At 56.6% G+C, this 13,242-nt stretch carries 13 protein-coding genes and 2 pseudogenes; 10 read left to right on the forward strand and 5 right to left on the reverse strand.

The features are described from left to right. Window positions 1-13: 13 nt before the first annotated feature. The 3 genes from KVY02_RS18015 (at window position 14) to KVY02_RS18455 (ending at window position 1,999) form a co-directional block, all read left to right on the forward strand. Complete coding sequence (locus KVY02_RS18015) at window positions 14-679, forward strand: response regulator transcription factor (protein ID WP_009288249.1); 666 nt, start codon at window positions 14-16, stop codon at window positions 677-679. Continuing rightward, window positions 666-1,397 carry a HAMP domain-containing protein gene (locus KVY02_RS18450; protein WP_016915530.1) on the forward strand — a complete coding sequence of 244 codons (732 nt, stop codon included), beginning with the start codon at window positions 666-668 and terminating at the stop codon, window positions 1,395-1,397. The genes KVY02_RS18015 and KVY02_RS18450 overlap by 14 nt, the downstream gene beginning before the upstream one ends. 155 nt (window positions 1,398-1,552) lie before the next feature. Next, window positions 1,553-1,999, forward strand: coding sequence for an ATP-binding protein (locus KVY02_RS18455; RefSeq protein WP_229800894.1), 447 nt, complete (start codon window positions 1,553-1,555; stop codon window positions 1,997-1,999). A 25-nt stretch (window positions 2,000-2,024) separates the two neighbouring features. Here the strand turns inward: KVY02_RS18455 and KVY02_RS18025 are convergent, their stop codons facing one another. Together KVY02_RS18025 and KVY02_RS18030 are read right to left on the reverse strand one after the other, a co-directional pair. Next, window positions 2,025-2,957, reverse strand: a complete 933-nt coding sequence (locus KVY02_RS18025; RefSeq protein ID WP_218314071.1) for an IS4 family transposase — start codon at window positions 2,955-2,957, stop codon at window positions 2,025-2,027. Then, window positions 2,954-3,217 (reverse strand): hypothetical protein, encoded by a 264-nt coding sequence (locus KVY02_RS18030; RefSeq protein ID WP_218314072.1) that lies wholly within the window; start codon window positions 3,215-3,217, stop codon window positions 2,954-2,956. Before KVY02_RS18030 ends, KVY02_RS18025 begins: the two co-directional genes overlap by 4 nt. A gap of 111 nt (window positions 3,218-3,328) precedes the next feature. Here KVY02_RS18030 and KVY02_RS18035 point away from each other — a divergent pair. Continuing rightward, a pseudogene (locus KVY02_RS18035) lies at window positions 3,329-4,081 on the forward strand (transposase); the annotation flags it as partial. Between the two features lie 233 nt (window positions 4,082-4,314). After that, window positions 4,315-4,584 (forward strand): annotated as a pseudogene (locus KVY02_RS18040) (JAB domain-containing protein); the annotation flags it as partial. Between the two features lie 179 nt (window positions 4,585-4,763). Here the strand turns inward: KVY02_RS18040 and KVY02_RS18045 are convergent. Together KVY02_RS18045 and KVY02_RS18050 are read right to left on the reverse strand one after the other, a co-directional pair. Then, window positions 4,764-5,510, reverse strand: a complete 747-nt coding sequence (locus KVY02_RS18045; protein ID WP_256357538.1) for a hypothetical protein — start codon at window positions 5,508-5,510, stop codon at window positions 4,764-4,766. 84 nt (window positions 5,511-5,594) lie between these two features. Beyond that, on the reverse strand, window positions 5,595-6,329 hold the full coding sequence (locus KVY02_RS18050; protein WP_218314074.1) for a HupE/UreJ family protein: 735 nt from the start codon (window positions 6,327-6,329) through the stop codon (window positions 5,595-5,597). A 549-nt stretch (window positions 6,330-6,878) separates the two neighbouring features. On the opposite strand from KVY02_RS18050, the gene KVY02_RS18055 reads away from it, so the two are divergent. Next, complete coding sequence (locus KVY02_RS18055; protein ID WP_081195078.1) at window positions 6,879-7,154, forward strand: metal-sensing transcriptional repressor; 276 nt, start codon at window positions 6,879-6,881, stop codon at window positions 7,152-7,154. Window positions 7,155-7,189: 35 nt separating this feature from the next. Beyond that, entirely contained in the window at window positions 7,190-8,560 is a 1,371-nt protein-coding gene (locus KVY02_RS18060) for an MFS transporter (RefSeq protein WP_218314075.1), read from the forward strand. A gap of 67 nt (window positions 8,561-8,627) precedes the next feature. On the opposite strand, the gene chrA is transcribed toward KVY02_RS18060, so the two are convergent. After that, window positions 8,628-10,004: a chromate efflux transporter gene (gene chrA / locus KVY02_RS18065; RefSeq protein ID WP_218314076.1), complete on the reverse strand. Its 1,377-nt coding sequence runs from the start codon at window positions 10,002-10,004 to the stop codon at window positions 8,628-8,630. 81 nt (window positions 10,005-10,085) lie between these two features. Between chrA and KVY02_RS18070 the strand changes: the two genes are divergently transcribed. The 3 genes from KVY02_RS18070 to KVY02_RS18080 all read left to right on the forward strand — a co-directional run bounded on the left by KVY02_RS18070 (window position 10,086) and on the right by KVY02_RS18080 (window position 12,978). Beyond that, the gene (locus KVY02_RS18070) at window positions 10,086-11,054 is read left to right on the forward strand and encodes a chromate resistance protein ChrB domain-containing protein (protein WP_081195072.1); all 969 of its coding nucleotides are present in this window, start codon (window positions 10,086-10,088) and stop codon (window positions 11,052-11,054) included. 925 nt (window positions 11,055-11,979) lie between these two features. Next, window positions 11,980-12,621, forward strand: coding sequence for a reverse transcriptase domain-containing protein (locus KVY02_RS18075; protein ID WP_213262323.1), 642 nt, complete (start codon window positions 11,980-11,982; stop codon window positions 12,619-12,621). A gap of 6 nt (window positions 12,622-12,627) precedes the next feature. Continuing rightward, complete coding sequence (locus tag KVY02_RS18080; RefSeq protein WP_218314077.1) at window positions 12,628-12,978, forward strand: hypothetical protein; 351 nt, start codon at window positions 12,628-12,630, stop codon at window positions 12,976-12,978. The last annotated feature ends 264 nt before the right edge of the window (window positions 12,979-13,242 follow it).

The raw sequence follows: 13,242 nt of genomic DNA on the forward strand, positions 1-13,242 counted from the left end.
CTGACGCAGACCCATGAAACTGTTGCTACTCGAAGATGATGATTTGTTAGCAGAAAGCTTGGCAGAGAGTCTCAAGGACAACGGTTACCTGGTTGATTTGGCCGCTTCATTGAAAGCGGCCAAGTCGCTGATGGCAACCGAGGATTATGAGCTGGCTATTTTAGATGTCGGTTTGCCCGATGGGTCGGGGTTAGATCTTCTCGCTCATTGGCGCAAGCAGAAGCGCAGTACGCCTATTTTGATTTTGACGGCGCGCGATACCTGGGAAGATAAAGTTATCGGACTTGAAACCGGAGCCGATGACTATCTCACCAAGCCTTTCCACGAAGCCGAACTTATGGCTCGCCTGAAGGCCTTGTTGCGTAGGCAGTCTGGTCAGTTATCTCATGTGATTACGCTTAACGGTGTCTCGTTGGATGAGGCGGGTCAACGCGTGTGCTTAGAAGGAGAAACGTGGCGTTCGCTAACAGCAACGGAGTTTCGATTACTGCGCTACTTAATGCTTCATCCAGACCGTATTCACTCGAAAGATCAGCTACTAGAGCAGCTCTACGCCTTGGATCAGGACGCTGCCGCACCTAACTTGGTGGAAGTCTACATCGCTCGTCTGCGCCGTTATCTCGGTAAATCAGTCATTCAAACGCGACGTGGTCAGGGGTATTTCTTTGCTTCACATTGATAGACGCAGTTTACGCATTCGGCTACTCGCATGGTTAGGCGGCGTCGCGCTACTGGTGGTGGTCACCACGTGGCTATTGCACGGGATCTTTTTACAGAGCCTGGCAAGGGATTTTTTAGGTGAACGCTTACAACGTGAAGCAAACCACGCGGTCGCGCAGCTAGAGCAAGACCAAACGGCTGTACCGACTGCGCTCGACTCGGTTAGCCAAGGCTATCAAGTCTTTCATCATCTCTACGTACTCCGTTTCAATGGCTCGGTCAGCGCTTCTGACCCGCAATGGCAGCAACAGCTGGCTCCGTTGCTAGATGAGAGCGGCGATGCCCTAATAGATGTGAATCGCGGAACACAGCACATGCTCGTCTATCGCCGCCATTTTGAGTGGCAGGGCACGCAGGGTGTGCTATTGGTGGGCGAGGATTTTTCCCAAGTAGAATCAGGGCTTGCAACTTTACACTGGTGGGTCGGTGGGATCGCCGCCGTGCTTTTAGGGATGCTCATCATACTCAACATGCTAGCGGTTAACCGTGGACTCATACCACTCTGGCAACTGCGCCAACAACTTGAAGCATTGCGATCAGGCAAACGTGATCGCTTGTCATTAGTAGCCCCTTCGGAGCTAGATGAATTAGTCGACCAGTTGAACTGGTTCATGGACGACATTGATCTTCGTCTGAAGCGCTCGCGAGAATCGGTCGCCAACCTATCACCGCATTAAAAACACCGCTGGCAGCCGTTACTCAAGTACTGCGTGGCAACCGGCCTATTGATGACAACCGGCGCCATAAACTACTCAGCCGTATTGAAGACATTAACGCCCAGTTGGATGCGGAGCTGCGTCGTTCACGTATTGCAGGCCCTAATGTGGGACGAATGGCCAACGTTACTCGTGATAGCTTACGGCTGATTGAGATGTTCCGTAGCCTCTATCCTGAGCGTATGTTCGACCTGACTCACTCAGCACGTGAGGAAGAACAAGTTCCCATTGAATCTCACGATTTTTCAGAAATATTAGGCATCGTGCTTGATAACGCAGGAAAATGGTCGAGCAGGCGCGTTCTTTGCGATATTGCAGTCACTGTAACTGCACTTACGCTAACTATTGATGATGATGGTCAGGGCGTTGCAGAAGAGGAACTTTCACGCCTGGGAGAGCGTGGTACACGACTGGATGAGCGCCGTCCTGGCTACGGCTTAGGCCTTTCGATTCTTGCACAGTTAATCGTCCGCTACTCAGGTCACTCTCAGTTTGAACGAAGCCCACTGGGTGGTTTACGAGTGACGATTGCTTTGCCCTTGACGGCTGAAGTGGTCAATTAATCCTGAGGAATCCCCACGAACTTTGCTATCCATCGCATAAGGCCTGCTCTTTGACTTCCCCTTGGAGGCTCGTCAGAACTGTCTTCCAAGAGGGCCATGGGACAGCACCGACACAATGACGTCGCAGCCACTCCAGTCCCAAACGCCACACGGAGAGAACGTTCCGATGACGGATCGTGTTGCTCTGGTAGCGTCGCTGTTGCCCGCTGTCTCGGACTTGAAGACCGGCAACCATCACCACGACATTGGCCAGCATCGCGATCAGCAGCAGGATTTCGATCCGCTTGCCTTGGCGAGACTGATGCATGCCGAAGCCCAGCCCGAACTGGGGACTCTTGACGTCGCGGAAGCCCTCTTCAATCTGCATGCGCTGCCGGTAAATGGCCACCAACTTGTCCGCCAGCGTTGAGCGCGCCGGTAGGTTACTGACCAGCACCCAGGGCTCCTTCTGGCGCTGGGCAATCGCCCGGCTGCGGCTGTCCTGGGAGACCTGTCCGCGCTTGTTGCGATGCTTGCGCCCCTGCGGCGGCCGATGGTAGAGCACCATGCGGGTGGTCAGTGGATTGCTCTCAGCAATTTGCACGGAACCCAGCGCCCGCGGTACCGATGTCGCTTGCGGAAACAGGTCTGACACAGGTTGCCACGCCTGCCCTGGCAGCTGGCAGCGAACCGGGCTACGCACCCGGCCGACGTAGTACCAACCACGTGCCTCAACCGCCTCGAACCAGGGATTACGAAAGCCCGCATCGGTGACCAAGATCGGCGTGGCGTTGTCAGGCAGTATCTCGGCCAGAGCGGCCAACAAGTATGCCTCACAGTGTTGGCAGCCATCCTTGTGGTGGACTTTCTCGAAGATTGGCAGCGAGCGCCCGGCAAAGGGCACCGCGGCGCGCAGCAAGAACCGTTTGCCACGGTCATCAATCGGCGACCAGTCCACCAGAATCAGCGGGCGGGTCATGTACTAATCAGCAGGCTTACGAGCCAATAGAACAGGGGACGCTCCTGATGCAGGTGAGGGTTGCCCAGCAACCGATCGACTCGCTTGATGGTGTGCTTGGTAGCCACTGGCCCTGGCAAGGCACGCCCCAGGGCGGTCAAGCCCAGGCGGCGCTCGCCCAGCAGGGCACCCACCGTGTCGAGCAGCGCCTGCAGGCGCTTGGCATGGACCAGGGGGAGTGATGAGGTCAGCAGAGTATGTAAGAATCGAGGGGCCTGCATGGGTCTCCTTAGGCATATTGTTGGTTTGGCGATTAACAACATGCCGACCCATGCAGGCCTTTTCAATCATATCATCCTGATTTTCTTATCTATTTCGTGGGGATCCGTCAGGGCCCAGCCGAGGATGCCGACACCTGGATCCCTCATCTAGTACGGCGACTCAACGAGAGCACCGGTGCCCAGGTGCGAGTGCGCATCGACGCTGGCTTCACTGACAATGCGACATTGGAGGCCTTGGAAGAGCGCGACATCGAGTACCTGGGTCGGCTGCGTAGCCATACAGGTCTGCAGAAGCTGGCAGCGCCCTATCTCAAGCGACCGAGTGGTCGACCACCTGAGCAGCCTCGTGAATGGTGCCATGACCTGGCGTACCAAGCCGGCACCTGGCCGACGCCAAGGCGCGTGGTACTGGTGGTCCAAGAACGTCCCGATGACCTACTGCTGCATGCCTTCTTCCTGGTCACGAATCTCAGCCAGTTCGACTGGCCGCCGGAGAAGGTTCTGGCGCTCTACCGTAAGCGCGGTAGTGCCGAGGCGCACATGGGCGAGGTGAAATCAGCACTCGACGTGCATCTCTCCTCGACCGACCGCGGCGCTTCCACCGTTCAAGAGGTGATGGCCCGCAACGAAGTGAGCCTGCTACTGAGTCTCTACGCCTACCAGGTCTTGCATGGACTGCGCTGCCTCCTGGAGCGGCAAACCCACCAAGGCTGGAGCCTGAGCCGGATGCGCGAGCAAGTGCTCAAGATCGCGTCCACTATCTCGCTACACGCCCGGCGCATCACTGTTCACCTTGGCGATGCCGCTGACAAATGGTGGCCCACCTTGCTTAAGGGGCTACCGAAGCTGACCGCACTGAGCTGATACACGGTTGATATCACAACCGATCCAAGCGCAAGGCGGCCATCACGATGGCTGGCGATCACGGCTGCCCTGATGGCCGGAATCGATTACTGAAGGTTATATAGCAACAAAGAAACCGTACTATTTGGGTATATATCGGCAGGTACTCACACCGCAAATACGGCTGCTGGGAGTCGGTGCCAGCAACCTGGGGCTTCGCGATGCTCAATCAGCATACTCATGAATAAGGCGGGGTTATCCGTTTCGAGGAGCTTTTTCGGGGCACCATCGACACCGCCAGCGTTTATCCGCGGGAAGTGCTCAAAGCCACGCTGGCCTACAACGCCGCTGCCGTCATTTTGGTTCATAACCATCCCAGTGGTGACCCGGAACCCAGCGATTCAGATAGGCGAATCACAGAGCGCCTGAAGGAAGCCTTGGAGCTAATGGATATCAAGGTGATTGATCACGTAGTGGTGGCGAGCGAAGGGTGCCAGTCATTTGCGGAGTTGGGGTATTTGTAGTGATACGGGAGGTAAAGCAAGAGCTGCCCAATGTGGTAGCTCTCAAAAAAGCTTCTTTTTTTGGCTGAAACAGATGCTATTGGTATCAAGGCTCTTGAGTATAAAGTGCGTTAATTGTTTAACGATGTATGACAGTCATGAAGCCCCTAGCACTCTAGAGAGCACTAGGGGCTAGTCCGTTAAAGGGCCTTCACTAACTCGCCATAATCTCCGTCCACGCGCAAGACAATGGTCACATCGTTGTCATTGCGGTTACGGAAGAACCAGCCATGATTGCCAGTGAAAGCGGCTTCTAGCTCCCCCTCATCCTCGGGTACGCCACGTCCTTTCTCGTAGCTGATGGAATTTCCATTGCCATCACCGTGCGTATCAAAGTTGACAGGGCCACCTTCTGATGCCCAAGCAAAGGTAGCAACCGCCCCTTCTTGCATGGTGAGTTTGTACTCCGTGCCTTGCCCTGGCGTCAGGGTAAAGCTCACCTCATCACGCCATGGGGACGCTTCTTCCGCTTGTGTCGCCTGGGAAGCGGCTTCCTCGGAAGCCAATGCCTCCGCTAGCGCGACGCTGGCGTCGGTCATCATCCTTTCAGATTCAGCGGGCGAAGGTGCGACTGGATCACTCGCTGGGGCTGAATTGGCTGTTTGGGGAGCCATCTCTGCCTGTGACGTGGCGGTCTGAGAACCAGCATCGCTTGCCGTCGCAGGCTGGCTATCGCTACTCGCCTCTTGAGATGCCGAGGGTTGAGACGCCTGTTGGGCCATGGCTTGATCGTTGGCCTGGTCAAGCTCGGCTTCCTCAGCCAACTGGGTCTTGATTTCCCCCATCTCAGTCAGCCCCAACAAGCGCCCAGCACCGGTGGGGTCAATGGCATACTCGGCAGGCAGCACGACGGTGATCAGCAAAGCGACGGCAATAACGGCGGCCATCAGCGTAGAGCGAAGTAACTTACCCGTTGACGGTAGTTCGGCACGGGTTGGAAGGTCAGTGTTATACATTAGGGACTCCCTCAATTAGGCAATGAAATAGCCGGTCAGTTGATAACCCACCAGCATAAAACCAGCACACATCATGGCGACGTTGGCGGTATACGCGTGGCGTAAGAAGCCGGTCGTGCGTCGCCAGAAGCCCATCACAATGAGAATGGCGCTCAATGCCAGTAGCTGGCCGATCTCTACGCCTACGTTGAATGCCAGGAGGTTAGGGACGAGACCATCAGGCGAGATATCGTATTCAATGATCTTGCTCGACAGGCCAAAGCCGTGAAACAGACCGAACACCAAGGTGGCGACCTTGGTGTTGGGCTGAAAGCCGAACCAGCGCTGATACGCCCCGATGTTATCGAGCGCCTTGTAGACAACGGAGAGTCCGATGATGGCGTCAATTAGGTAGCTATTGATGCCGATATTGAAGTACACCCCTAACAGCATCGTCGTCGAGTGACCGATGGCAAAGAGGCTGACGTAAATGGCGATATGCTGCATTCGGTAGAGGAAAAAGATGACCCCTAGCAAAAACAGGATGTGGTCATACCCCGTTACCATGTGCTTGGCACCGAGATACATAAACGAGATCAAATGAACACCATAGATCTCTTGGATATAGCCCTTGTCACCCTCAGCCACCGCGTGAGCAAGCGCTTCGCCACTGGCTCCCAGTAGCATTAACAGCAGGGTTAGAAAGGCTAAGGCGTGGCGTCGGGCCATCATAGGCAAGCCGAGCGCACCCCTTACTTGGGATGGAAACATGTAACCTCCACGGGTCTGACATTAGTATTGGCCACCCGAAGGATGGCCCCAGTTATCAAGCGACAACTGGCCGTGGTGGTCGCTCCAATCGGTAGGCGCGACGCAGGGGTAAACCGCGCCGTTCGCCTAGCCGCAGGGCATGACGGACGTTCGGAGCGATGACAAGGCCCGCCCCCAAGCGATCCGCTTGTTCGTGGAAGTGACTGCCGCTCTCATGAGAGAGATGTCGACCGTCATCGTGCTTATGCCCATGGGCATGCCCATGGCCCTTCTGCACACTCTCTTGGTGAGATGACTCAACGCCAATCATGCTCATTGCGCCATGCGCACTCGCTTCGCCCACACTGGAAAGCACCAGGCTAGGCAAAAACAGCAGCAGTAGGCTCAGATAGCCAAGGCGGTGGCGCAGCCGATGGAGCATTTAAATCAACCAGGACAAAAATTGACGATAAAAAAGGTAAATAACAGTTTACTTACGCGGTAGCGCCGCATAGCGGCAATAGATTACCATCCCCTCCAGGGGGATAGGAATAGAATAAGGGAAAGAAAATGACAATACATACTCACCAGTCACATCCTGACATCATCAAGCGCTTGAACCGGGCTCGGGGGCACCTTTCGAGCGTGACGCAGATGATAGAGGATGGTCGCCACTGTCTGGACATTGCCCAGCAGCTCCATGCGGTTGAGAAGGCTATTCAACAGGCCAAACGTGCCTTGGTTTTAGATCATATCGATCACTGCCTAGAGGATGCCTTGGGCTCTCAGGATCAAACGCAGCGGGAGCGGGCTGAAGAGTTCAAGGCCATTGCCCGCTACCTGTAAATGCATCTAAGCTCCCCTCACGTGAGGAACGCTCTATGCTCGATGTACTCGCCCATCGCGTCTATCGCCATCTCTTTTTTGCTCAGGTCATTGCACTGATTGGTACCGGTCTGACCACGGTTGCTCTGGCATTACTGGCTCATCACCTTGCTGAGGGTCAGGCGGGGGTCGTGCTCGGCACCGCGCTGGCGATCAAGATGGTCGCTTACGTGGGCATTGCCCCACTGGTCGGCGCCTATGCCTCACGCCTGCCTCGGCGCACCTTGTTGGTTAGCCTGGACGTGCTGCGTGCGGCCGTGGTCTGCACGCTGCCGTTTGTTACCGAGGTGTGGCAGATCTATGTGCTGATCTTTCTGCTCAATGCTTGTTCAGCAGGCTTTACACCCGTTTTCCAGGCGACGATCCCTGACATTCTCGAAGACGAAGAGCAATACACGCGAGCATTATCCCTGTCGCGCCTCGCCTATGACTTAGAAAACCTTCTTAGCCCGATGGCGGCGGCGGCATTGCTGATGGTGATGGGTTTTGATGTCCTGTTCGTACTCAACGCATTGGCCTTCTTTATTTCTGCCGCCCTGGTGATATCGGTGACCCTGCCTGCGCCTCTTGCCCTAGAGGATGTTCCCGGCGTTTGGCGTCGCGTTACCCATGGCACGCGAATTTACCTAAAGACGCCCCGGCTGCGCGGGCTGCTGGCGTTGAGCCTGGCGGTATCAGCCGCCGGGGCCATGCAGATCGTCAACACGGTAGTGCTCGTGCGCTCGGTGTTGGGTTTGGGCGAGAAAGAGGTAGCCCTGGCCTTTGCCACCGCAGGCGGGGGCTCCATGCTAGTGGCCTTACTGTTGCCCAAGGTGCTGGATCGGGTGTCCGAACGGCCGGTCATGCTGCTGGGTGGCGTTATGATGGCTCTCAGCCTCTACCTGGGCTGGCTAGGCCCATCGTTTGCGGGGCTTGTCGGGCTATGGTTACTGCTGGGCGCAGGGGCCTCATTGGTCATGACCCCCACCGGGCGCCTGCTCAAGCGCTCATGCCAGCCCGAGGATCGTCCAGCGCTGTTTGCTGCCCAGTTTTCGTTGTCACACAGCTGTTGGCTGGTCACCTATCCGCTGGCAGGCTGGCTGGGGGTGAACCTTGGGCTGAAGGGGACGTTTGCTTTGCTGGGAACGGTGGCCCTGGCGGCAACGGCGCTCACAGCTCTTATCTGGCATAGACGTGACCCGATGATTGTTGAGCACGAGCACATCCCCATAAGCCATACCCACCGGCACTACCACGATGAACATCATCAGCACGAGCATGAAGGGTGGGAGGGGCCGGAACCTCATCGCCATTTCCACCATCATTCCCCAGGCTCGCATCGACATGTATTTGTCATTGATAACCACCATACGCGATGGCCATCATGATCTGATAAAGCTGGCGGAGGGATATTGCCCTCAAGTGGGCTCTAGCAAGCTTGACAGTGTGAGGTAATTAGAAGCTAACCAGGGAGGCTAGAACGCCGAGTAACGCACAGCCAAACAGCACCTTGAGCATGCCAACCTTGAAATGAAAAATCGCGATCATGGCGCCTGCCGCCAGTAACAACGCCAGTAAATCGAGGGACGCTAAGTTCGGCGCTAAAAGTCGCGCTCCCATCACGTGCCTTTCGCCTACGTCAGCGAAGATAACGTGAAGTCCAAACCAAATGGCTAAGTTGAGGATAACCCCGACGACCGCAGCGGTAATGGCGGACAGCGCCGCGCTGAGGGCGCGGTTGTCACGTAAACGCTCCACATAGGGAGCCCCTAAAAATATCCAAAGAAAACAAGGTACGAACGTTACCCACGTGGTCAGCAATGCGGCGAGCGTTGCGGCCAACATAGGATCAAGGCCTGTGGCCTCACGATAAGCGCCCATAAACCCAACAAACTGCACGACTTGAATTAACGGGCCCGGTGTCGTCTCCGCCATGCCCAGGCCATCCAGCATCTCGCCCGGTGCCAACCATCCATAATTTTGCACCGCCTCTTGAGTGACGTAACCTAGCACCGCGTAGGCACCGCCAAAGGTGACCACCGCCATCTTGCTAAAGAAGAATGCGAGCTGACTGAACACATTCTCGCCGCCGAATAGGGCCAAGAGCACCACCACCGGCGTTAACCACAATAGAAGTAACGTGCCTGACATACGTAGCGACCACTGGCGATTGGGGCGTGCATGGGCAGGCAGCCCTTCGCCCAGTAGGGAGTCTCGGTCGCTAAGCACTGACTCGTCGGCATTTCCATGGCCACCTCCTACCTGAAAGGCCGTCATGCCACGTTTCCCTCCCCAATACCCCAGAAGGGCCGCGCCTAGAATAATCAGCGGAAACGCTACCTCAAAAAAGAAGATGGCGACAAACGCGGCAGCGGCGATGCCAAGCATTATCTGATTTTTCAGTGCCCTTTTACCTATACGGACGACAGCGTTAAGCACCACGGCTAGAACCGCCGCTTTTAGGCCAAAGAAGAGCCCTTCAACGGCTCCCACATTGCCCAAGGCGGCATACAGGTAGCTCAGGGCCAGAATGGCGATGAAACCAGGTAGCACAAAGAGGCTGCCCGCGACCAAGCCACCTTTGGTACGATGCATCAGCCAACCGATATAGATAGCCAACTGTTGCGCTTCTGGCCCCGGCAGCATCATGCAGTAGTTAAGCGCGTGCAGAAAACGGCGCTCGCCAATCCATTTTTTTTCTTCAACGAGTATGCGATGCATCACCGCTATCTGACCGGCGGGGCCGCCGAAGCTTAATAGTGCGATTCGTAACCAGACCCTAACGGCCTCACGGAACGGTACTTGATGGGGCGACTCAATGATGGGCGGCATGGCACACTCTTTAACGATGTCAGGGGTGTTATTTTGTAGAATGTATAACAATGGGGTTATACATACAACGAAAGAGGCGGTATGACAGATAACGTACAGCACTGGTTAATCCTGATCATGCGCCTCAGTGGGCGGGCGGGCACACCCCGTATGAGGGTCTGGCGGGCACTTCGTAGTTTAGGTGCCGTGGTACTCAGAGATGGTGTCTACTTACTGCCTGCTAGCCCCTCGCGAAGGGAAGCGCTGGAGTTACAAGTCGGCGCTATTCGGGAGCTGGGAGGTAACGCGCTGCTGATCGAGATAGAAGAATCTGCCATAGATAGCGTCGATGTGTTGCCTTCGCTCTTTGATCGAACGCCAGATTTTCAAGCCTTACGAGCGGCAGTGGTTGACTGGCAGCAGGCTTGCCCTCAGTTGGAGGAGCGAGAAGCGCAGCGTCAATTGACCCAGTTGCAGCGACGTTTACAAGGCATTGTGGAGATCGATTTTTATCCAGGGTCAGAAAGCAAGCGCGCCGTTATGGCCTTGGCAGATGCGGAGACCGTCTTTAATCGTTGCTTTGTGCCAGACGAGCCCCAGCCGATCCAAGCCGAGATCCCACGGCTTGATCACTCTGCATTTCGCGGGAGATGGTGGGCCACGCGCCGTCGCCCTTGGGTGGATAGGCTGGCATCGGCTTGGTTGATCAAGCGCTTTATTGATCCCGAGGCTCGCTTCGTGTGGCTTGAGCATCCGAGCCAGTGTCCGACAGACGCGCTGGGGTTTGATTTTGATGGAGCTCATTTCACCCATGTTGATGACAAGGTCACGTTTGAAGTGCTGCTCGCGAGTTTTAGCCTTGAGACACAGGCAGGCTTGAGCAGGATTGCGGAGCTAGTCCACTACTTGGATGTGGGGGGCACCCCTGTGCCGGAGGCCGTAGGGTTAAAACTCATGCTGGCCGGGGCTAAAGAGCGTTGTGACGACGATGATGCCCTACTACAACATACAGATATGTTGTTTGATGACCTTTACCAGGCGTATTTGGCGGGAGACCCAAACGGGGAGTGAGCAATGCGCTAATAGTGAAAAGGCCGGGTTTACCCCAGCCTTTTGCTAGCGACCCTCGTGGCTCGAAATAAGGGTTCAGTCGGCCCGCGGACGTTCTAAATATTTCCAGCAATGGCACGAGGAGAAAGAAAGGTAGTTTAGGTTGCTAGCGTATTTCGCATTCCTTGAACGGCATAATTAGCCGCCAAGCAGCATGTGTCATGTATTCAGATGGAGTACGACAGGTGCCAGCTCCTTTCTAACCAGGCTATCAGAAGCCGAGGAATTTCGAGTTTGCGGCTGCGGCGTGAAAATGTGCTTGCACTGTTTTGAGTGCGCCAGGCAAAGCCTGGACATCCGGGAAACCGAGAAGGTGGAAAGGATGTCGTGAAACCCAGTGGGTGAAAGTCCCACCCGGCCAAGGCTAGCCACCAGCCGGCAGCGAGTGTTGCGTGGTGTCGGGTAACCGCCGCTGCGAAGCGTACACAGCGAGTGGATAGGCCGTGTGATAGAGCCCCGAAATTGTGGTAGTGGCAGTCGCCGACAGTTTTCAAATGCTGGAAGGCAACACGACCCTGCCGTATGGCTTGGCAGGGAAGGGCCGCCGGGGTCGAAGAGCAGGGCATGTCCATACAGGGGTTTCCCAGGAACCTGGGAGGCCCGTCCTTCTCCTCTGAACGACAAAGGTACAGGCATGGGGCTGCCTGCGGCGAAAGCTCCCGGTCCGGTGCTGTCGTGCCTGACGGTACCGGAAGCAAACAACAGGCACTCAGGGGTACGGCGGGCGACCATAAGGAGCCAGCCGGATGGAAGGGCGGGAGTCGGAGTCGCTCATAGTACCGAAGAAGGCGGGGAACCTACTCGACGGGACCCGCTGGAGGGAAGGGGCGGCCAATCATCAGAACTGCACGAGGGCAACATGACAGGTGCACAGGAACCTGAGGTCATGTCCACGAAACAAGTGCGGATAGCAGCGCTGGCAGAGCGCTTCCCGCAGCGTGCCTTCACGTCACTGGCGCATCATATCGACGCCCAGTGGCTGAGGACGGCCTACCTGATGACGCGCCGTGACGGCGCCGTCGGGATCGACGGCCAGACGGCGGACGACTTCGCGCGCGACTTCGAGGCTAACGTCCAGCGTCTGCTGGAAGCGGCCAAGAGCGGTCGCTACCGGGCGCCGCCGGTGCGGCGCGTCAATATTCCCAAGGGAGACGGGCGCTCCACACGGCCGATTGGCATTCCTACCTTCGAAGACAAGGTCCTGCAACGTGCCGTGGTGGCCCTGCTGGAGCCGCTCTATGAGCATGATTTTCACGAGTGCTCGTATGGTTTCCGGCCGGGGCGCTCGGCGCATCAGGCCATCGGAACGGTGAGGAATGGCCTGATGTCGATGGGCGGAGGCTGGGTCATTGATCTGGACATCAAAGCCTTCTTCGACACGATCGACCACCAGCACCTGCGTGCGTTTCTGCAGCAACGAGTGAAGGACGGCGTGATCCTCCGCCTGATCGGCAAGTGGCTCAAGGCCGGGGTATTGGACGCCGGGCAATGGCAGAAGGGCGAGATAGGCAGCCCACAAGGGGTGTGATTTCCCTTGCTGGCGAATGTCTACCTCCACTACGTGCTGGATGAGTGGTTTGAGCAAGACGTCAAACCACGCCTGCGCGGACGGGCATTCTCGGTGCGCTTCGCCGATGATGCCGTGCTCGCCTTCAGCAACGAAGCTGATGCCCGCAAGGTGCTGGAGGTACTGGCCAAGCGCTTTGCGCGCTTCGGCCTACCCTGCACCCGACCAAGACTCGGCTGGTACGGTTTCGGCCACATCGCGAGCTACGGGCCGAGACCTTCGACTTCCTGGGCTTTACCTATTACTGGGGGAAGTCCCTGCGTGGACGCTGGATCATCAAGCAGAAAACGGCCAAGGACCGGTTCAAGCGAGGCCTGAAGCGAATTTCGCTGTGGTGCCGAGCCAACCGCCACCTGCCCCTGCGTGATCAGCACCGCCAACTCTGTCGAAAGGTTATGGGGCACTATGCGTACTACGGGATAACCCACAACATCGAGTCTCTGCAACGCTTCCAATACAGGGTTCAGACAACCTGGATCAAGTGGCTCAGGAGGCGATCGCAGAGAGGATGGTTCCCGTGGGAGAAGGCAAGGCAACTGTTGCTGACACTCCCGTTACCGCGAGCGAGAATCGTGCACCGAG

The organism is Halomonas sp. 18071143, from assembly GCF_019211725.1.
GTDB classification, from domain to species: Bacteria; Pseudomonadota; Gammaproteobacteria; order Pseudomonadales; family Halomonadaceae; genus Vreelandella; species Vreelandella stevensii.

Excerpts from the sequence above, each read along its gene's own strand:
- KVY02_RS18055 (WP_081195078.1), top strand. The coding sequence starts at position 6,879 with ATGACAATACATACTCACCAGTCACATCCTGACATCATCAAGCGCTTG.
- KVY02_RS18045 (WP_256357538.1), bottom strand. The coding sequence starts at position 5,510 with ATGGCCGCCGTTATTGCCGTCGCTTTGCTGATCACCGTCGTGCTGCCT.
- chrA (WP_218314076.1), bottom strand. The coding sequence starts at position 10,004 with ATGCCGCCCATCATTGAGTCGCCCCATCAAGTACCGTTCCGTGAGGCC.
- KVY02_RS18075 (WP_213262323.1), top strand. The coding sequence starts at position 11,980 with ATGTCCACGAAACAAGTGCGGATAGCAGCGCTGGCAGAGCGCTTCCCG.
- KVY02_RS18050 (WP_218314074.1), bottom strand. The coding sequence starts at position 6,329 with ATGTTTCCATCCCAAGTAAGGGGTGCGCTCGGCTTGCCTATGATGGCC.
- KVY02_RS18070 (WP_081195072.1), top strand. The coding sequence starts at position 10,086 with ATGACAGATAACGTACAGCACTGGTTAATCCTGATCATGCGCCTCAGT.
- KVY02_RS18015 (WP_009288249.1), top strand. The coding sequence starts at position 14 with ATGAAACTGTTGCTACTCGAAGATGATGATTTGTTAGCAGAAAGCTTG.
- KVY02_RS18025 (WP_218314071.1), bottom strand. The coding sequence starts at position 2,957 with ATGACCCGCCCGCTGATTCTGGTGGACTGGTCGCCGATTGATGACCGT.
- KVY02_RS18060 (WP_218314075.1), top strand. The coding sequence starts at position 7,190 with ATGCTCGATGTACTCGCCCATCGCGTCTATCGCCATCTCTTTTTTGCT.
- KVY02_RS18030 (WP_218314072.1), bottom strand. The coding sequence starts at position 3,217 with ATGCAGGCCCCTCGATTCTTACATACTCTGCTGACCTCATCACTCCCC.
- KVY02_RS18455 (WP_229800894.1), top strand. The coding sequence starts at position 1,553 with ATGGCCAACGTTACTCGTGATAGCTTACGGCTGATTGAGATGTTCCGT.